The organism is Actinoplanes sp. GCM10030250 (assembly GCF_042666575.1).
Lineage (GTDB): Bacteria > Actinomycetota > Actinomycetes > Mycobacteriales > Micromonosporaceae > Actinoplanes.
This window is the reverse complement of record NZ_JBHTDO010000027.1, coordinates 62,640-80,692: the sequence shown is the minus strand read 5'-3', so window position 1 is coordinate 80,692 and position 18,053 is coordinate 62,640. Positions and strand designations below refer to the sequence as shown.

Sequence of the window (18,053 nt, the reverse complement as noted above, 5' to 3'; positions counted from 1 at the left end):
CGGGCCCGCGAGGCAGCACTCAGCGCCGGCTGAAGCACTGCGGCGGGGGCGTGAGAGCGGGTGGGAGTGCCGGAAACGGGACTCGAGGATCACCGGGATCGGAAACATCTGGCGCGTAGCGTACGAACGTGGATCTGCACACCGTGACCGAAGTGATCAGCCCTGCGGCACCCGGTGCGTGGCGGCCCGGCGACGCCTGGCTCGGTGGCGGGACCGCCCTGTTCGGCGAGCCCCGCCCGCACCTGCGCCGGCTGCTCGATCTGACCGCCGCGGGATGGCCCCCGCTCACGTTCGGTGACGACGGCGTTGAGGTTGCCGCGACGTGCACCATCGCCGAGCTGGCCGACGGCCTTTCCCGGCACGGCATCGTCCGGCAGTGCTGTCACGCGTTCCTCGCCTCGTTCAAGATCTGGAACGTCGCCACGGTCGGCGGCAACCTCTGCGCGGCGCTCCCGGCCGGCCCGATGATCTCGCTGAGCGTGGCGCTGGACGCGACACTGCTGCTCCTCGGCCCGGACGGAGCCGAGCGCCGGGTCCCGGCCGCCGAGTTCGTGACGGGAGAGGGCGTCACCGTGCTGCGGGACGGTGAGCTGCTGAGGTCCATCCACTATCCGCACCGGGCTCTTGCCGCGCGTTCCGCGTACCGTCAAGGCTCTTTGCATCGCCACGGTCGCTCCGCCGTGCTGGTGATCGGACGGGCGGAGCCCGCCGGTGGCCTCTCACTCACCGTGACCGCCGCGACCCGCCGGCCCCACGTCCTGCGCTTCACCGAACCGCCGCGAGCGGACGAGGTCGCGGACGCGCTCGCGACGATTCCCGACGAGGACTACGTCGATGACGTGCACGGGCGCCCGGTGTGGCGGCGGCACCTGACGCGTCACTACGCCGAGCAGATCCGGGCGGAGCTGGCGTCATGAGCGTCGAGATCAACGGCGCCGCCCACGAGCGCGCGCCGCGGCCGGGCCAGTGCCTGCGCACCTACCTGCGTGAGGAGGGATGCTTCGGGGTCAAGAAGGGGTGCGACACCGGTGACTGCGGCGCCTGCACGGTGCACGTCGACGGCAAGCCGGTGCATTCCTGCGTCTATCCGGCATTCCGCGCGCAGGGCCGCAGCGTCACCACCGTCGAGGGCCTGGCCGGACCGGGCGGCCCGCACCCCGTGCAGCAACAATTCCTCGACGCGCAAGGCTTCCAATGCGGCTTCTGCACCGCCGGCATGATCATGACCACGGCGGCGCTCCCCGCAAGCCTGCGCGAGGATCTGCCCCGATCGCTCAAGGGAAATCTTTGCAGGTGTACGGGCTATCGCTCCATTCTCGACGCCATCGAGGGCCGCACGTCCGTGACCACGTCACCGGCTCCGGGGGCCGCGGTGGGGTCGAGCCTCGGCGCCCCGGCCGGTCCGCAGGTGGTCACGGGGCAGGCGCGGTACACCTTCGACGTGGACGTGCCCGGTGTCCTGCACCTGAAGGTGCTGCGCTCGCCGCATCCGCACGCGCGGATCATCTCGGTGGACACGTCCGCGGCGATGGCGGTGCCGGGTGTCGAGGCGGTGCTGACGCACAAGGACGCTCCGGACCGGCTGTTCTCGACGGCTCAGCACGAGCGGGAGGCCGAGGACCCGTACGACACGCGGCTCCTCGACGACGTGGTCCGGTTCGCCGGGCAGCGGGTCGCGGCGGTGGTGGCCTCGTCGGAGGCCGCCGCCGAGGAGGGATGCCGGCGGCTTCGTGTGGTGTACGAGGTGCTGCCGTTCGTGCTCGATCCGGTCGCCGCCATGGCTCCGGGCGCGCCGCTGCTGCATCCGGACAAGGGTGCCGACCAGGGAATTCGCCGATCGTCGTCGAACGTCGTGGGGGAGTTGCACGCCTCGCTCGGTGACGTCGCCGCCGGATTCGCCGAGGCGGACGCTGTCTTTGAGGGGACGTTCCGGACGGCTCGGGTGCAGCATGCGAGCCTGGAGACGCACGGGGCCCTCGGGTGGCTCGACGACGACGGGCGGCTGGTGATCCGCTCCAGCACGCAGACGCCGTTCCTGACCCGGCGGGCGGTGGCCCGGCTCTTCGACCTGCCTGCCGACCGGGTACGGGTGATCGCCGGACGGGTCGGTGGCGGATTCGGCGGCAAGCAGGAGATGCTGGCCGAGGACCTGGTAGCGCTCGCCGTGCTCCGGACCGGACGGCCGGTGCGCTGGGAGTTCACCCGTGCGGAACAGTTCGCCGGCGCGACGACACGGCACCCGTTCGTGGTCACGCTGAAAGCCGGTGCGCGCCGCGACGGGACCCTCACCGCCATGCAGCTCGACGTGCTCGTGGACACCGGCGCGTACGGGAACCACGGCCCGTCCGTGATGCACCACGGATGCCACGAGTCGCTCGCTGTCTACCGGTGCGCGAACATGCGGACGGACGCGGTGACGGTCTACACCAACACGGTGCCCGCCGGTGCGTTCCGCGGGTACGGACTGGGGCAGGTCACCTTCGCCGTGGAGTCGGTGCTCGACGAGCTGGCCCGGCTCCTCGGCATGGATCCGGTCACCTTCCGTGAGCGCAACGTGGTCCGGGAGGGCGACTCCCTGACCGCCCCCGGTAGCCACGTCGACGACCTGGGCATCGCCTCGTACGGGCTGGACCAGTGCCTGGAACGGATGCGGGAGGCGGCACTGACCTCCGACGCCGTCCCACCCGGGTGGCTCTCCGGGCAGGGAATGGCGATCGCGATGATCGCGGCCGGTCCGCCGGGCGGCCACTTCGCCGACGCGACGATCACCCTGCTGCCGGACGGGCGGTACGAGGTGGCTGTCGGAACCGCGGAATTCGGCAACGGGAGCACGACTGTGCACGCTCAGATCGCGGCCGACGAGCTCGGGGTCAGCCCGGATCGGATCGTAATCCGTCAATCGGACACGGACGTGGTCGGGCATGACACCGGGGCGTTCGCGTCGACGGGTGTGGTGGTGGCGGGGCAGGCGGTGCTGCGAGCCGCGCGGGCTCTCCGCGCTGCGCTTCCCGCGCACTCGGGGGTTCCCGCGCACTCGGGCACGGGGCCGCTCGTGGCTTCCGGGCACTTCGACGGGACGCCGCGGTCGGTGGCGTTCAACGCGCAGTGGTTCCGGGTGGCGATCGACCCGTCGACGGGGGAGCTGCGGATTCTTCGAAGTGTGCACAGCGCGGACGCCGGGACCGTGATGAACCCGCTGCAACTGCGGGGGCAGATCGAGGGTGGGGTGGCGCAGGCGCTGGGGGCGACCCTCGCCGAGCATGTGGACATCGACTCGTCGGGGCAGGTGACGACCACCGGGTTCCGGCAGTACCACCTGCCCACGGTTGCGGACGTGCCGGAGACCGAGGTGCATTTCGCTTCGACGTCGGATGCGATCGGGCCGCTCGGGGCGAAGTCGATGAGCGAGAGCCCGTTCAACCCGGTCTCGCCGGCGCTGGCCAACGCGATTCGGGACGCTCTGGGCGTACGCCTGACCGACCTGCCCTTCACCGCCGACCGCATCTGGCAATCCCTCCAACCCTGACCCCCCTCCCGCCTCTGTTTCCAACTCAAAGACCCCCTCCCGCCCAGCTGGTTGGTCCGGCTGGCTCTCAGCGGGGTGTTTTCGGCTCGGAGGCCCCTCTCACGTCCAGCTGGCTGGTCCGGCTGGCTCTCAGCGGGGTGTTTTCGGCCTGCAGGCCCCTCTCACGTCCAGCTGGCTGGTCCGGCTGGCTCTCAGCGGGGTGCTTTCGGCCTGCAGGCCCCTCTCACGTCCAGCTGGCTGGTCCGGCTGGCTCTCAGCGGGGTGTTCGGTCGTCAGCGGGCGAAGCGTCCCGGGCTCACGCCGAGGATGCGCTTGAAGTGGCGGACCAGGTGGGGCTGGTCGTAGAAGCCGCTGCTCACGGCCACGGAGCGCAGCGGTTGCCCGGAGAGGATCAGCCTGCGGGCCAGGTCCACGCGGCGGGAGATCAGGTATTGATGAGGGGACATGCCGAACTCGCGCCCGAACGAGCGGACCAGGTGAGCCGGATCGAAATGCAGCTGCTCGGCGGCTCTGGTCAGGGGGAGACCCGGGACGATGTGCTCCTCGAGGAGGTCGCGGAGCCGGTGCGCGGCGTCACGGGCGGGCGGTTCCGGTGCCTGATCGCCGAGGTGGGCGCGGAGCCTTTCCAGGGCTACGGCCAGGACGGCTTCGGCCGCAGGCTCATCGCCTGGCGTCCGCAGCAGCCGATGCACGTCGGAGACCATCCGGTGGAGGTGACCGTCGGTGACGGCGGGAGCGTCGACAGCGGTGCCGATCAGGCGGTCGGGGAGCAGGCCGGGTTCCAGGTAGAGGACCCGTTTGCGGAAGCCACCCGGCCGCGCGGCCGTCCCGTTGTGCGGAACTCTCGGTGGCAGCAGGGTGACCAGCTCGCCGAACGCCCCGCGCTCGTGCCGGTCCAGGTCATAGCGGACGGCGCCGTCGTCGACCAGCAGCACGGTCCAGGTGTCGTGGGCGTGCATCGGGTACGCGTGCTCGCCGAACCGGGCGTGCAACACCTCGGCGACCCCCGGCAGCGGCGGTCGCCATGCTCGGATCAGCGGCCCGGCCAGCACGTCAAAATCGTACAAGACCTGGTCGCGGCGGCCGCGAAACGATGATCCCCATGAACGCACCGACCACGCCGCCCGCACCGCTACGCTTTGCCACCAAGATCGCAGTCCTGCTCCGTGACGACCTGCTCGTCTGGCAACGCCTGAACGTCACAGCGTTCCTGGTCAGTGGCATCAGCTCGGCGTCACCGGAGTTGATCGGCGAGCCCTACCAGGATGCCGGCGACGTGACCTACCTGCCGATGTTCCGCCAGCCGGTACTCGTCCTCGAAGCCGGCAAGGAACTGCTGACAGCGGCGCACACCCGCGCCCTGGGCCGCGACGTGTCGATCTCCGTCTTCACCTCCGACCTCTTCACCACCGGCAACGACGCCGACAACCGAGCCGCCGTACGCGCCGTCCCCACCACCGCCCTCGACCTGGTCGGCCTGGCCGTCCACGGCCCCCGCAACCTTGTCGACAAGATCACGAAGGGCGCAGTCATGCACCCGTAAGACGCCCGGTCGAGCGCTAGCGGTTCGGGATGTGCGCCCGGTCCGTCAGCGGAACGTCCATTTCTGGTTGGCGGCTCCGGTGCAGAAGGTGACGATCACCGGGTTGCCGGGGCGGGCGCCGAAGTTCGGGTCGGCGAGGCAGCGGCCGTTGGCGGCGCTGATGAGCCGGCCGTCGTCGTTCAGGGCCCACTGGGCGGTGGTCCGGCCGTCGCAGCGGACCAGTTCCACCCCGCCGTCGCCCTCCAGATAGGCGCACAGGTCGCCCACGGCGAGCGTGCGATCCGAGTTCAGTTCCCAGCGCTGAGGGCTGGTGTCGTTGCAGTCGTCGACATGGACGTCGGCGCCCTCCTCGACGTCGCCGCCGCGCAGGTCCAGGCAGAGGCCGTTGCCGCTGACCAGCTCTTTCCCGCCATTCTCCAGGAGGGACGGAGCCAGCTCAGCGGGCGGGGCGGGCGCCACTGTGCCAGTGGTGGCCGGCTTGGTGGGAAGCGGCGTGGCGGTGGTCGTAGTAGCGGCCTTGGAAGCCGCCGTGGTACGCGGTGAGGTCCTGGATCCGCCCGTATCACCACCGCTGTTGTCCGCATCAGCACCGAGCGCGGCCCCGTCGCTGGGCTGGCTGCTGGCTGTCGGCACCGGACCGGAGACCACCGGCAGCTGCTGATCCGGCAGCGAAGTGGAGACTGTGGGCCGCAGCCCCTGGCCCAACAGCGCCCACAGGGCGACCGCCAGAACCGCCACCACCCCGGCGCCGACCACCAGCAGCGGACGGTGCCGGCGCGGGGAACGCCCGGCGGCCGGCGGATCGGACGGCACCACCGGAATCACCTGGGTCGGTATCTCCCGAACCGGATCGGCAGGCCAGGTAGCGGAGGGGGTCGCCTCCGCCACCGGCTCGCCGTCCGGCAACATGAACGGGCGCACCAGCAGCGGATCACGGCCGTCGCCGCTCTCCTCCGGCGTCGCACCCTCGCCGCCCGCTGAGCTCGCGCTCACTGATCCTGTCACCCCCGGTCAGCCGATACGGTGACCCAACTTACCGGCACCCGGGCACCGGCGTGGGGGCCGTTCGGCTGGACATCCATGGTCAGCGCTTCCAGAACGGCACAGACCTGGCCGCCTTCCCGGATCCTGTGGTCGGCGTCTCACCGTCGCCCGTGGACGATGCACGCCCACCCTGCGACGCGGCTCCACCACCCTGCGACGCGGCTCCACCACCCTGCGACGAGGTCCCGCCTCCACCCGTGGCTCCGGCTCCTGGCGACGGCTCTTCGCCGGTGAAGCTGCTCAAAACTCGCAGCGCGGCGGCCCACCTCTCGTCCAGTGAAGCGTCGCTGCGCATCAGGTCGACCAGTTCGCGGATGGGCGTGACGTCGGTGCGCGGCAGTGACTCGAGCAGCATGGCGAGGCGGCTGGCCAGGTCATCGAGGAGGTCGCGCCGGTCCGCCGCGGGGAATGCGGCGGCGTCGCGCAGGCGGCCGGTCTCCACGACGAGAAGGGCGCGGAACTCGGCAAGCTCGCGTGACGGGCCGGCGTCGTCGAAGTGGAGGGCACCCGATTCGTCGGGCGCTGAGAGCGGGGCCGGCATCTGCGGAACCAGTGACTCGAGTTCCGGCTGGTAACCGGGCACACTCGCTCCGCCGGGCGCACTCGGGCTGCCGGGCGCACTCGGGCTGCCGGGCGCACTCGGGCCGCCGGTTGCACCTGGGCCGCCCGGCGCATTCGGGCCGCCGGGCGCATTCGGGCCGGGCTGCTTGCCGCGCGGTGAGCGGGCGACGGCCGAGCCGTGCTTCCCTGCGCCGCCGGGGAGTCCGGCGATCCCGGCGCCGCGGGCACGGGCCGGGGCGAACGGGGGCCTGGGCGGCATCTGCCCGGCCGGTGCGGCCGGCATCGGCGAACCAGGTCCGCCGAGGAACGGTGACATCGCGCGAGCGGCGAACAGCGGCGGCACGGGCGCCGGTGCGGCCTCCCATCCGGAGGGCAGTTCCACGGGCTGCGTAACCCGTTTCTGCTTGCCGTCCTCGTTCACCACGCGCTCGTCCACCGCCACGAACGAGGTGAACCGGCAGAGCACCCCGAAACGCAGGGAGGTCTGGATGATCTCCTGTTCGAGCGAGTGGTTGCCTGCCGCGTACGCATCTTCGAGGTCCCGCAGCCGGGCCCGCGCCCAGAGCGAGCTGACCGCGCGCTCGGACCGTTGCTCGACCGCGACGGCCGTGGTGAAGTCCTGCTCGTCGCGGGTCCGCCCGGTGACCGTGAGCGTCCCGCCGGGACTGCCCGTGTAGCGGCCGGTGACCACCAGCGGCACCCCGGAGTAGAGGCCGGGCAGCCGCGCCGGGCTGCGCGTGTCGCCGAGCAGCTCGATGCCGTCGCCGGCGATTGCCAGGCCGGTCACCACGGGTGCGCCGATCCGGTGGTGGATGTGCTCCATCGCCTCGTCCAGACGGTCCTCGCTCTCCACCAGTTCCGAGCGGCCGGCGCCGAGTGCGGCCAGCCGGCCCAGGAAGCCGGCGTTGACCGCACGGTCGATGCCGACGGTGTGCACCCGGGTCGCGCCGATCAGGCCGGAGACCTCGTGCACGATCTGGTCCTCGTTGCCCACCTGGCCGTCGGTGACCAGGACCAGGACGCGGTCCCGGCCGGTGCTGTCGGAGAGCAGGGCGAGGCCGGCGCGCAACGGGGTGAGCAGCTCGGTGCCGCCGCGGGCGTCGGCCCGCGCGAGGTGCTCGACAGCCCGATAGCGGTGGCGGTCGGTCGCCTCGACGAGGCCCTCGGCCAATCCGTCCGGTCGCTCCATCTGGTGGTCGAAGGTGAGAACGGCGAACCGGTCGGTGGCGGTCAGGGTGTCGATCACCCGGGCGGCGGCACGGCGGGCGGCCACCATCTTCCAGCCGCCCATGCTGCCGGAGCGGTCCAGCAGCAGCACGACATCCTTCGGGCGGGCCGCCGTCGCTGGCTGGGGCGGCAGCACCACCAGCTGATAGGTGCCCTGGTTGCCGTCCTCGTCCGGGACGGCCACCGCGGTCTCGCCGCCCGGCGCATAGGCCAGGCGCAGCACGAAGTCGCGGTCCGCCCGCTCGCCCGGGGCGATCCGCAGCCGCCCGTCATCCTCGGTGACCGTGTGCAGACTGGACCGGACCTCACCGAGGTCGAGCCCGGCCGGGTCCACACCGACACCGATGGACAGCCGCAACGGGTTCGGGAAGCCGGGCAGCAGCACCGGTGGCGAGATCCGTGAAGCGTCCGGAACCACATCGGTGTCCGGGTGCTGGCCGTCGCCCACATAGGGCCCGGGCAGCGGGGTGCCCGGCACATACCGCGGTGCGACAACGAGCGGGAATCGGAAGGTGGCCGCTCCGTCCTCATATGCCAGGGGGCCGACCATCCGCAGGTGTACCACCACGCGCTCGCCCGGCAGGATGTTGCCGACCCGCATGGTGAAGACGTCGGGGCGCTCCTCCTCGGCGATGGACGCCCGCTGCCCGGCTGCCACCGCCTGGTCATACTCCTCGCGCGCCTGGCCCCGCTCACGCAGTTCCGCCACGACGGTCCGGTCGGCGGCGGTCATGGACATGCCGGTGACCGCGGCCCGGTCCGGCAGCGGGAAGACGTAGGTCGCCTCCAGTGCGGTGTCGTGGGCGTTGACGAATTCGGTGGTCAGTTCGGTCCGGACGACCAGCCCGCTGATGTCGGCCTGGACGTCGAGCCGGTCCAGCGGCAGGTTTCCGCGGTCGGTGCGCAGGGTGCCGAGGCCGGCGCCGGGCTGGTCCCGGAGGCGGTCGAGCTCCACCGGGCCCATCGGATTGACGGAAATGATCATTCATCTCTCCCAACGGTGAGCCCACGGGACGCGAGCAGGTCGAGCAGGGGTCGGGCAGCCGTGGCGAGGTCGCCCCGGTCGATGTCGTCGAGCGGATGAGGGATCAGCAGGATCACGCCCATCCCGAGTGGCACGCCGGTCAGCACCAGGCCCGACTCGCCGACGGCGCGAATCGGATCGCCGGCCCCCGGCGTGCCGGACCGGGCACGCGCTGCCAGCTCCACGGTCTGCTCAAGCGCGGCGCGAGTGGCACCCTCGCCTACCACGGGAGAAGGCTGATCGTGTGAGAGCAGGTCGTCCGAGAGCTGATCAGGGTCGAACTGAGCGGAGGGCTGGAGGCCGGGGGATTGGAAGCCGGGGGACAGCTGATCCGCGGAGTGCTGAGTGGTGGGCTGCTGAGTGGTGGACTGCTGAGTGGTGGATTGCTGGGCGGGTGAGTGTTTCCAGAAGCCGGTGCGCGGCGGGCCCTCCACCGGAGGCGGATCGGTGCTGAGCAGGTCGGCGGGGATGCGGGCAGCCGCTGACAGTTCTTCCTCCGAGGCGCCGGCGAGCTCGGCCTGAATCTCGGCGAGGGTCCGGCCGGAGGCTTGCCGGCGCTTGATCGCCACCAGTTGCAGCAGGTGACGCGGACCGTAGAGAGAGACCCGGCCGCGGGTGCCGAGAGGCCGGTCGACCAGGCCGATCGTCGTATACCACCGGATCGAGCGGCGGTCGGGCACCTCACGGACGCGGCCGTTGGGCGCGCCCGGGTATTCAGCGGCGAGCGCCGTCTGAACCCGATCCACCAACTGCTCCATCGTCCACATGCCAACATCCTGACACTGTCACACTGACACTGTCAACTTCGGGTATGGTCCCCAGCATGAGATGGACCCGAAGCAGATCTGCCCGCCACGCGAGCACGAGTGCTCTGTGGCGGGCAGGCCTGTGGCGGGCAAATCGGTGGCGGGCAGATTTGTGGCGCGCAGTAGAGACGCTGGCCGGTGCGGTCCTACGGCGCACTGCCGCCTGGCTGCACCTCGCCGTTCACGGTGAGGGTGTAGGGGGCGTACTGGGTGACCGTGCCCGTCGGCTCGTCGTAAGCGATCACCGCGACGGTCTTGGGATAGGTGCCGAGCTTGTCGAAGTCCGCCAGCCCCACCGCTTTGGCGCGCGAGGTGCCCAGCCCGACCAGGGTGACGTGCCAGTTGTGCACCGGTGTGGGGCGGACCTGGGTGGGCGACCGCCAGCCGTCGAGCGTGGCGCTGTCCACCGTGGTGGCGCCGACCTTGACGTCCCAGATGTGCCAGCCGCCGAGGCTCACGGCCGCGTCACTGACGTACCGGAAACCCAGCAGGACGCTCTTCCCGGCATGTGCGGACAGGTCGTAGCTCAGGGTGACGTCCGCGGCCTGCCCGGTGATCGCGGCACCCAGCGGACCCTTGACCGTCCGGTCGCCCTCCACCGGCTGGTATGTCTTGCCGCCGTCCGCGGACACCGTCACGTATCCGTAGTCGAAGTCCTTCTCCAGGCCGTATGTGGTCGTAAGGCGCAGCACCGGGTCCGCCGCCGGCACGTCGACCGCCCGCACCGCCGTCTCGTCGGTGGCCGGCTCGTTGCCGGAGAAGAGCATCGCGGCGTCGGTCTTCCAGCTGAGCGGGGTCGGTGGCAGCGTCACGGCACCTTTGAAGTCGATCGAGCGCAGCTCTCGCGGCAACCGGACGAAATCGGCGCCGTTCGGCGCGGCACCGGGCGCGCCGAACGCGGAGTCGTCGGACAGGTTGACCGTGGAGCGCAGTCCAGGCGCGGTCACCCGCTTCCGGGGCAGGCCCTTCATCACGCCGTCCGGCCGGCCGACGGCCTTGTCCACCAGGGTCATGATCTGGAAATCGTGCAGCACGTCATAGAGCTCGGTGCCCTTCGGCAGTGCCGCGGCGATGCCCGCCAGGCCCTTGTTCTTCGTGTCCTTGTGCAGGGCGGTGAGGGCCTTGGCGCCGAAGCGGTCCCTGAGGTAGATCATGAGTTCGTAAGCGATGCCGTAATCGGCCAGCACCTCGTCCGGCTTTCCCTCTTTCCAGAGGTTCAGCGAGTTCGCCGGAGCGCTGCACGCCCGCGGATTAGGGTTGTAAGCCGTCTTCACCCCGCCGAAGCCCTGATAGCAGGCGATGTGGTTGTCGAAGCCCCGGCGGTAGACGTTCAGGCTCGGGTCGACGTAACCGGTGAGCGTCTGGGCGTATTCGGAGAGGCCCTCGTCGATCCAGACGTCGTCGTCCGGGTCGGTGTAGTAGCTGAGCAGGTGGAGCCACTCGTGGGCGAAGGTCGACTCGTACATGCGAGGGCGGGCGGGACGGCTGGTGCAGCGGTCGTCCGTGGGCTCGTGCGCCGGGTTCGCGCCGGTCTGATGCGCCCAGTCGTAGGCGTCGATCGTGATGATGTTGCGGTCGAAGAGCTCGTTGAGCTGTTCGGAGAAGAATCCGGAGACGTAGGTGACGTTCGCGGGGAACTCGACGTAGTTGCCGTCGCGGATGTTGTCGACAAGTGTCACGGTCCGGTTCCCGGCTCCGGTGAAGTCACCGGGGAGGCCGGCGTTGGCTCCGGTCCGGTCGGGCGGCGTGCTGAAGGCCGCGGTCTCCTTGGGATAGATGTTCTCGTCGAACTCGCGCATCACGGCGCCGAGCTGGGCGTCGGTGATCTCGGTGGCGTTGCCGCGGCAGTCACCCGCCGGGAAGGTGAGGTCGTTGGCCACCCACATCTCGATGTGCGTGCCGACAGCCCGCAGCGTGTAGTCCTTGCGGTACACGTCGTTGTCGAGCACGTTCAGCCCGGCCCAGCTGCGCACCGTTCCGATTGCCGGAGTGTCCGCGGCCGCCCGCCGTGCGGCCGGCTTCGGTGTGTAACTGGCCGGCGGCAAGGGCTTCCCGTTGAGGGTGAGCCGGTCGGGAATGAGGCTCGCGACGTCGTCAGCCGGGACAGCGGCCGATGCGCTCGGACTGGGCGACGGCGGCGGTGGTGGTACCGGCACAGCACCGGCGGCGAGCGGACCGGCGAAGAACGGGACAGTAACGGTTATTGCCGCGAAGCTCGCAAAAAGGGTGCGCGTCACGTCTCGCGACGCTACCTGCGATCGCGAGCCCGTGACGTCAACACCCGGTGTTGTGGATCAGGAAACCTCCCTCCGGAGCACTCGAACGAAGCCGACGACCAGCGGAAGCACCACCCAGACACCGACCGAGACGGCCAGCCGGGCGTACTCACCGCCGGTGGCGTCCGGCTCCGAGAGGGCCTGGGAGGTGACGTTGAGGTCCAGCCACTGGCCGGCTTCCTGGAGCTTGGTGATGATCCCGCCCAGCACGGACCAGACGGTCGGCAGCGCGAAGTAGACGACGATCGCGACGGGAGTGTTGAGCAGCAGAGCGCCGAAACTGATACCCATCAGCACGAAGATCACCTGAAGCAGCAGGCTCTGCCAGATCAGCGACGGGTCCAGGCTCCACGAGGCGTCGCCGCCGAGCGAACCGGCGATCACGTTCGCCACCGCGGCCAGCAGCCCGGCCGCCACCGTCGCCGCGATCGCGATCAGGGTTCCGGCGGCAAGCTTCGCGACCATGACGCGGCTTCGGGCCGGTACCAGCGTGAACGTGGTCAGCGCGGTGCGTTGCGACCACTCGCTGGTCACCGAGAGGATGCCCAGCACCGGCAGCAGCACTGCCGACGGGAGCATGCCGAAGGTGAAGAAGCTGCTGAATGTCTGTTCGCTGTCCGGTGCCCAGCCAAGCAGGATTCCCGACGTCGCCGCGGTTGCCAGGCCGATGACCAGCAGCAGCCAGAAGCCGGCTCGGGTGTCGGCGAGCTTGCGCAGTTCGACAAGGGTCAGTCGACCCAGAGGAACGGTGCGGGTCTTCTCGGTCAAGACAGTGCGGGTCTTCTCGGTCATGACAGTCATCGGACGACCTCCTGCAGCTCGGACGCGCCATTGCCGTTACCGGTCAGGCGCAGGAACATCTCCTCGAGCCCGCCGGCACCGGCCGGGCGCAGCTCCAGCAGCACCACTCCGGCGGCCGCCGCGGCCTTGCCGATGGTCTGCGGGTCGGCAGGGACGAGGACGCTGCCGTCCGCCGACCGGGAGCCGGTGACACCCATCTGCTGCAGCAACGTGTCCAGTTCGGCGGGGTCGGCGGCGCGGACCAGCGTGCCGGCGGCGCCGAGCAACTGCTCCTTGTCACCCTGCAGCAGGACGCGGCCGCCTCCGATCACCACCAGGCGGTCGGCGACCGCCTCCACCTCGCGCAGCAGGTGCGAGGAGAGCAGCACCGTGCCACCGCGGTCGGCGAAGTCGCGCAGCAGGCCGCGCATCCAGAAAATGCCTTCGGGGTCCAGGCCGTTGGCCGGTTCGTCCAGGATCAGCACGGCCGGGTCGCCGAGCATCGCGTACGCAAGACCCAGCCGCTGCCGCATCCCGAGCGAGTACGCGCGTACCCGCCGTTTCGCCGCTGTGCCGTCCAGCCCCACCCGGGCGAGCCGTTCCGGAACCCGGCCGGTGTCGAGCCCCATCGTGATCGACGCCAGCGCCAGGATCTCCCGCCCGGTACGCCCGGCGTGCTGGGCGGACGCGTCGAGCAGCACACCGACCTGGCGCCCCGGATTGCCCAGCCGGTGGTACGGCTGGCCCGCCACCGTGGAGCGGCCGGAGGTGGGCGGGGTGAGCCCGCAGATCATCCGCATCGTGGTGGACTTACCGGCACCGTTGGGCCCGAGGAAACCCGTCACCGTGCCCGGCTCGCAGGTGAACGACACGTCGTCCACGGCGAGGTGGCTGCCGTACCTCTTGGTGAGTTGCTCGACCTCAATCATGGGATCAGCGTCGCCCCGCGGAGACCTCCCGCGCTTCGGCCAGTGGTCGATGCCTGCGAACCTTCGTCGTAGTCGCGGTTACAACTTTGGTCGGTATCGGCCGGGTGCGAGCGGCCGATATCGTCATCGGCGTGGGCAAGTCACTACCGGAATACCGCTGGTTGTGGCCCTCCGCGCTCGCTGGGGATCCCGCCGGACCGGTTCCGGCGCGGCGTTCCACCCGGGACTGGGTGGTCGACACGCTCTGCTTCGTGATCGGGTTCGGCTTCGCGGCGTGGGCCACTGTCGACCTGCTCGGCAGCGATCCGGTCCTGGTGCAGGAGTGGTATCCGACACCCCACTGGCTGGTGCTGACCGATGGTGTTCTGAGCATGATCGCTGGAGTCGGCCTCTGGTGGCGGCGCCGGTTCCTGATCCCGCTGGCCTGCTATCTGGTGGTGCTGTCGTTGTTCTCCGTCGCCAGCGGGCCCAGCCTGTGGATCGTCCTCTTCACCATCGCGGTGCACCGCCGGTTCCCGGTGCTCGCCGCCTTCCTGGTGGTCACCTTCTGTACCAACGCGCTTTTCGCCGTGGTGCGGCCGGAGACCGGGGCGGGATTCCACGCGACCTTCTGGTGGGGCAACGTCATGGTGGTGATCGTTGCTCTCTGGGGCATGCTCGTCCGGTCCCGCCGGCAGTTGATCGTCTCCTGGCGGGAGCGCGCCGAGCGGGCCGAGTCCGAGCAGCAACTGCGGATCGCGCAGGCACGGGTGCTGGAACGCACCCGGATCGCCCGGGAGATGCACGACGTGCTGGCCCACCGGATCTCGCTGCTCAGCCTGCACGCCGGGGCGCTGGAGTACCGTCCGGACGCCCCGGCCGCCGAGATCGCCGGTGCCGCGGCTGTGGTCAGGGAGAGCGCACACCAGGCACTTCAGGACCTGCGGGCGGTGATCGGCGTGCTGCGGGACGGGCAGTCGGAGGAGACCGGGCCTCCAGAACGGCCGCAACCCACGTTGACCGCCCTGCCCGCACTCGCCGACGAGTCACGGTCGGCGGGGATAAAGGTACGGCTGGAGGTGACAGCCGATTCGGAGGCGGCGCCGGTGGCGACGGCGCGTGCCGCGTACCGGATCATCCAGGAGGGGCTGACGAACGTGCGCAAGCATGCGCCCGGGGCGGTGGTGCGCGTCGCCGTGGGCGGGGCGCCCGGCGAGGGGCTGACCATCGAGATCCGCAATCCGTTGCCGTTGACCGCACCGGCGGCGCCGATTCCCGGCACGGGGGTGGGGCTGATCGGCCTCGCCGAACGCGCCACGCTGGCCGGCGGCCGGCTCAGCCACGGGATCGACGGGGACGAGTTCGTGCTCAGCTCGTGGCTGCCGTGGACGCAGTGAACCCGGTCCGCGTGCTGATCGTGGACGATGATCCGCTGGTCCGCGCCGGGCTCTCGATGATCCTCTCCGGTGACGGCGAGGTCGACGTGGTCGGCCAGGCGTCCGACGGCGCCCAGGTGCCCGCGGCGGTCGCCGAGCACCGGCCCGACGTCGTGCTGATGGACATCCGGATGCCGGGGGTGGACGGCCTGGCCGCCACCGAGGCGCTGCGGGGGAGGCCGGGGGCGCCCGAGGTGCTGGTGCTCACCACGTTCGACGCCGATGAGTTCGTGCTGCGGGCGTTGCGTGCCGGGGCCAGTGGTTTCCTGCTCAAGGACACCCCGCCGGGCCAGATCAAACAGGCGGTGCTGAGGGTGGCGCGGGGGGAGGCGACGCTCTCACCGAGCGTCACCCGGCAGCTGATCGCGCACGTCTCGTCCGGGCCGCCGGACCGTGGCCGGGCGGGCGAACAGCTCAAGCGGCTCAGCACTCGGGAGCGGGAGGTGGCGCTGGCGGTCGCACAGGGAAAGTCGAACGCGGAGATCTCGGCCGAGCTGTACATGTCGGTGGCGACCGTGAAGGCGCATGTCTCCCGGGTGCTCACCAAACTGGACCTGAACAACCGGGTACAGGTGGCCCTGCTCGTCCACGACGCCGGCCTGGCCTGATCCGCGGCGCCTGATCCGCGGCGCCTGATCCGGCGGCGTTGGGAGGGCCCGCGGCGCAGTTCGGCGTGACCTCGCGGCTGATCACGAGGGCGGGGCGGTGTAGGTCACGCGTGATCCGCCGGCTGGGAGGGGCGGTCGGGTGTGGGCAGGACCGGTCCTTATTCGAAGAGGGAGTGGTCGCGGCCGCCGTCGGCGCGGGATCGGGCGCGGCGGCGCAACTGGACCACCACGATGTCGACCGCGGCGACCGCTGCCCAGGCCGTGAGCAGCCAGCCCGGCACCGTCCAGCCGGCGCGGAACAGGAGGACAGCCAGGACTGTGCACACGACGAAGCCGAAACTGGCCAGGACCAGGCGCAGGTTCAGCGGCGAGTACGGCTCCTCCACGGTGCCGCGGCGGCCTTTCGGCTGCGGTCCGATGGGCATGAACCGAGCCTACCCGCGGGCCTGACGCACAAACGTCCGGCACTGCCGGCGAAGCCCGCCGGAAGCCCGGCGACCGGGCATCCAGCTTCACAAGATCGAAAACTTTCTATATCGCTGGTCCGCTGTGGACGACATGATGGGAGGCGGTCATCCCCTCGATAGGAGGCGCCATGCCCCAGCCGGGCCCCACCTCTCCGGAGATCACGACCCCCGAGCGCAAACTCGGTACGTGGCCGATCTTCGTCATCGCGGTTTCCGCCATGACGCCGCTCACCGTCGTGGCCGGGGCGCTGCCCCTCGGGTACGGGCAGGTCGGGGAGAAAGGCATACCCGTCGCGTACATGCTGGTCGCGGCGGTGCTGGGTGTCTTCGCCGTGGGTCTGGCGGCGATGGCGCGGCACGTTCCGAACAGTGGTGCGTTTTATGCGTACGCGGCTTCGGGTCTCTCCCGGCCGGCGGGTGTTGGTACCGCGTTTGTGGCGCTGCTCGCGTACAACGCCATGCAGATCGGTCTGTACGGCGCGTTCGGTGTGGCGACCCACCACGTGATGGACGCGTTCGGTCTCGATGTGACCTGGGTGGTCTGGGCGCTGGCCGGCTGGGCACTGATCGCCGCCCTCGGCCGGCTGAACATCGATTTGAACGCTCGCATCCTGACCGTCCTGGTCTGCGCGGAAGTGCTGATCGTGCTGATCCTGGACGCGGCGATGCTCCGGAACCCGGCCGGTGGGACGGTCACCTTCGACACGCTGAACCCCGGGTTGATCGCCAGCGCCGGGGGTGTCGCCCTGCTGGTCGCGGCGGTCGCCGGCATGGTGGGCTTCGAGGCGCCGCTGGTCTACGCGGCCGAGGCCCGTGACCCGCGCCGCACCGTCGCCCGCGCGATCGGGCTGACGCTGCTGGTGGCGGCCTTCCTCTACGGCGGCACCGCCTGGGTGATGTCGGTGGCCGCCGGCCCCGACCAGATCGTCGTGATCGCCGCGGATCACCTTGACGACCTGTTCTTCTTCCTGCCCGAGCCGTACCTGCCGGCCGTCGTCATCGACCTCGCCCGCGTCTTTTTCGCGACCAGTCTGTTCGCCGCGATGCTCGCCTTCCACCACACCGTCGCCCGCTATGCGCTGACCGTGGCTCGCGAGGGCGTACTCCCCTCGTCGCTGGCCCGCACCCGCAACGACGTCCCGATTGTCGCCTCGCTCGCGCAGTCCGGGCTGGCCGTCGCGGTGCTGTTGATCTTCGCGATCGCCGGATGGAACCCGACCACCGACCTGTTCTTCTTCGGAACGGTCTCCGGCGGCCTCGGCGTCCTCATTCTGATGGTCATCGCGGGCATCGCGGTGGTCCGATACTTCCGGGCCGGCGACCACGGCGAGACCCGCTGGCGCCGTTCGATCGCGCCATGGATCTCGCTGGTCTTCCTCACGCTGATTTTGCTGCTCACGGTCGCGTCGTTCGGCATCCTCCTGGACTCCGACAACCTGCTCAAAGTCTGGTCACCGCCGCTGGCGTTCCTCCTTCTCTTCCTGGCGGGCGTGCGCTGGGGAAGAAAGTTGCGGCAGGACCGCCCCGAGGTCTATGCAGTCATCGGTACGGGCAAAGCACCGGCTGCCTCCACCCACAGCGGTACTGGGGCAACCCCCGCACCCGCGGTCACCGACACGGCCCCCGCCGACCCGCCGACCGTCCCGGCCCCGCCGGCAGCAGCCCCCCAACCGGACACAAAACGCGAAACCGATCCGCCTTCCGAATCCAAGCCGCCCGCCGAAGCCCCCCCGCCCGCCGAAGCCGCGCCGACTGCTGAAGCTGCGCCGACTGCTGAAGCTGCGCGGACTGCTGAAGCTGCGCGGACTGCTGAAGCTGCGCGGACTGCTGAAGCTGCGCGGACTGCT

14 protein-coding genes are annotated in these 18,053 nt (G+C 70.5%); 6 read left to right on the top strand and 8 right to left on the bottom strand.

Features of this window, described 5'->3' with window-relative positions:
* Positions 1-128: 128 nt before the first annotated feature.
* The gene (locus tag ACFQV6_RS29715; protein ID WP_378030921.1) at positions 129-917 is read left to right on the top strand and encodes an FAD binding domain-containing protein; all 789 of its coding nucleotides are present in this window, start codon (positions 129-131) and stop codon (positions 915-917) included.
* Positions 914-3,526: a molybdopterin-dependent oxidoreductase gene (locus ACFQV6_RS29710; protein ID WP_378030920.1), complete on the top strand. Its 2,613-nt coding sequence runs from the start codon at positions 914-916 to the stop codon at positions 3,524-3,526. The genes ACFQV6_RS29715 and ACFQV6_RS29710 overlap by 4 nt, the downstream gene beginning before the upstream one ends.
* 272 nt (positions 3,527-3,798) lie before the next feature.
* Here ACFQV6_RS29710 and ACFQV6_RS29705 read toward each other — a convergent pair whose 3' ends face one another.
* A complete protein-coding gene (locus tag ACFQV6_RS29705) occupies positions 3,799-4,578 on the bottom strand; it encodes an AraC family transcriptional regulator (RefSeq protein ID WP_378030919.1) in 780 nt (259 codons plus the stop codon).
* 50 nt (positions 4,579-4,628) lie between these two features.
* On the opposite strand from ACFQV6_RS29705, the gene ACFQV6_RS29700 reads away from it, so the two are divergent.
* A complete protein-coding gene (locus ACFQV6_RS29700; RefSeq protein WP_378030918.1) occupies positions 4,629-5,069 on the top strand; it encodes a DUF2000 family protein in 441 nt (146 codons plus the stop codon).
* Positions 5,070-5,114: 45 nt separating this feature from the next.
* Here the strand turns inward: ACFQV6_RS29700 and ACFQV6_RS29695 are convergent, their stop codons facing one another.
* The 6 genes from ACFQV6_RS29695 to ACFQV6_RS29670 form a co-directional block, all read right to left on the bottom strand.
* Complete coding sequence (locus ACFQV6_RS29695) at positions 5,115-6,062, bottom strand: ricin-type beta-trefoil lectin domain protein (protein ID WP_378030917.1); 948 nt, start codon at positions 6,060-6,062, stop codon at positions 5,115-5,117.
* Positions 6,063-6,153: 91 nt separating this feature from the next.
* Positions 6,154-8,886 (bottom strand): VIT domain-containing protein, encoded by a 2,733-nt coding sequence (locus ACFQV6_RS29690; protein ID WP_378030916.1) that lies wholly within the window; start codon positions 8,884-8,886, stop codon positions 6,154-6,156.
* Positions 8,883-9,692 (bottom strand): MerR family transcriptional regulator, encoded by an 810-nt coding sequence (locus ACFQV6_RS29685; protein WP_378030915.1) that lies wholly within the window; start codon positions 9,690-9,692, stop codon positions 8,883-8,885. The genes ACFQV6_RS29690 and ACFQV6_RS29685 overlap by 4 nt, the downstream gene beginning before the upstream one ends.
* A 185-nt stretch (positions 9,693-9,877) precedes the next feature.
* Entirely contained in the window at positions 9,878-11,968 is a 2,091-nt protein-coding gene (locus ACFQV6_RS29680) for a peptidase M6 immune inhibitor A (protein WP_378030914.1), read from the bottom strand.
* Positions 11,969-12,025: 57 nt separating this feature from the next.
* Positions 12,026-12,808 carry an ABC transporter permease gene (locus tag ACFQV6_RS29675; RefSeq protein WP_378030913.1) on the bottom strand — a complete coding sequence of 261 codons (783 nt, stop codon included), beginning with the start codon at positions 12,806-12,808 and terminating at the stop codon, positions 12,026-12,028.
* Positions 12,805-13,716: an ABC transporter ATP-binding protein gene (locus ACFQV6_RS29670; RefSeq protein WP_378030912.1), complete on the bottom strand. Its 912-nt coding sequence runs from the start codon at positions 13,714-13,716 to the stop codon at positions 12,805-12,807. The genes ACFQV6_RS29675 and ACFQV6_RS29670 overlap by 4 nt, the downstream gene beginning before the upstream one ends.
* Positions 13,717-13,847: 131 nt before the next feature.
* Between ACFQV6_RS29670 and ACFQV6_RS29665 the strand changes: the two genes are divergently transcribed.
* Both ACFQV6_RS29665 and ACFQV6_RS29660 read left to right on the top strand, forming a co-directional pair.
* Positions 13,848-15,092 carry a sensor histidine kinase gene (locus ACFQV6_RS29665; protein WP_378030911.1) on the top strand — a complete coding sequence of 415 codons (1,245 nt, stop codon included), beginning with the start codon at positions 13,848-13,850 and terminating at the stop codon, positions 15,090-15,092.
* On the top strand, positions 15,089-15,739 hold the full coding sequence (locus ACFQV6_RS29660; RefSeq protein ID WP_378030984.1) for a response regulator: 651 nt from the start codon (positions 15,089-15,091) through the stop codon (positions 15,737-15,739). Before ACFQV6_RS29665 ends, ACFQV6_RS29660 begins: the two co-directional genes overlap by 4 nt.
* A gap of 158 nt (positions 15,740-15,897) precedes the next feature.
* On the opposite strand, the gene ACFQV6_RS29655 is transcribed toward ACFQV6_RS29660, so the two are convergent.
* Positions 15,898-16,164 (bottom strand): hypothetical protein, encoded by a 267-nt coding sequence (locus tag ACFQV6_RS29655; RefSeq protein WP_378030910.1) that lies wholly within the window; start codon positions 16,162-16,164, stop codon positions 15,898-15,900.
* A gap of 170 nt (positions 16,165-16,334) precedes the next feature.
* Between ACFQV6_RS29655 and ACFQV6_RS29650 the strand changes: the two genes are divergently transcribed.
* The coding region (locus ACFQV6_RS29650; RefSeq protein ID WP_378030909.1) for an APC family permease at positions 16,335-18,053 on the top strand (1,719 nt) is incomplete at its 3' end.

Coding starts and splice junctions, on each gene's coding strand:
- ACFQV6_RS29670 (WP_378030912.1), bottom strand. CDS start 13,716: ATGATTGAGGTCGAGCAACTCACCAAGAGGTACGGCAGCCACCTCGCC.
- ACFQV6_RS29655 (WP_378030910.1), bottom strand. CDS start 16,164: ATGCCCATCGGACCGCAGCCGAAAGGCCGCCGCGGCACCGTGGAGGAG.
- ACFQV6_RS29690 (WP_378030916.1), bottom strand. CDS start 8,886: ATGATCATTTCCGTCAATCCGATGGGCCCGGTGGAGCTCGACCGCCTC.
- ACFQV6_RS29710 (WP_378030920.1), top strand. CDS start 914: ATGAGCGTCGAGATCAACGGCGCCGCCCACGAGCGCGCGCCGCGGCCG.
- ACFQV6_RS29675 (WP_378030913.1), bottom strand. CDS start 12,808: ATGACTGTCATGACCGAGAAGACCCGCACTGTCTTGACCGAGAAGACC.
- ACFQV6_RS29700 (WP_378030918.1), top strand. CDS start 4,629: ATGAACGCACCGACCACGCCGCCCGCACCGCTACGCTTTGCCACCAAG.
- ACFQV6_RS29685 (WP_378030915.1), bottom strand. CDS start 9,692: ATGTGGACGATGGAGCAGTTGGTGGATCGGGTTCAGACGGCGCTCGCC.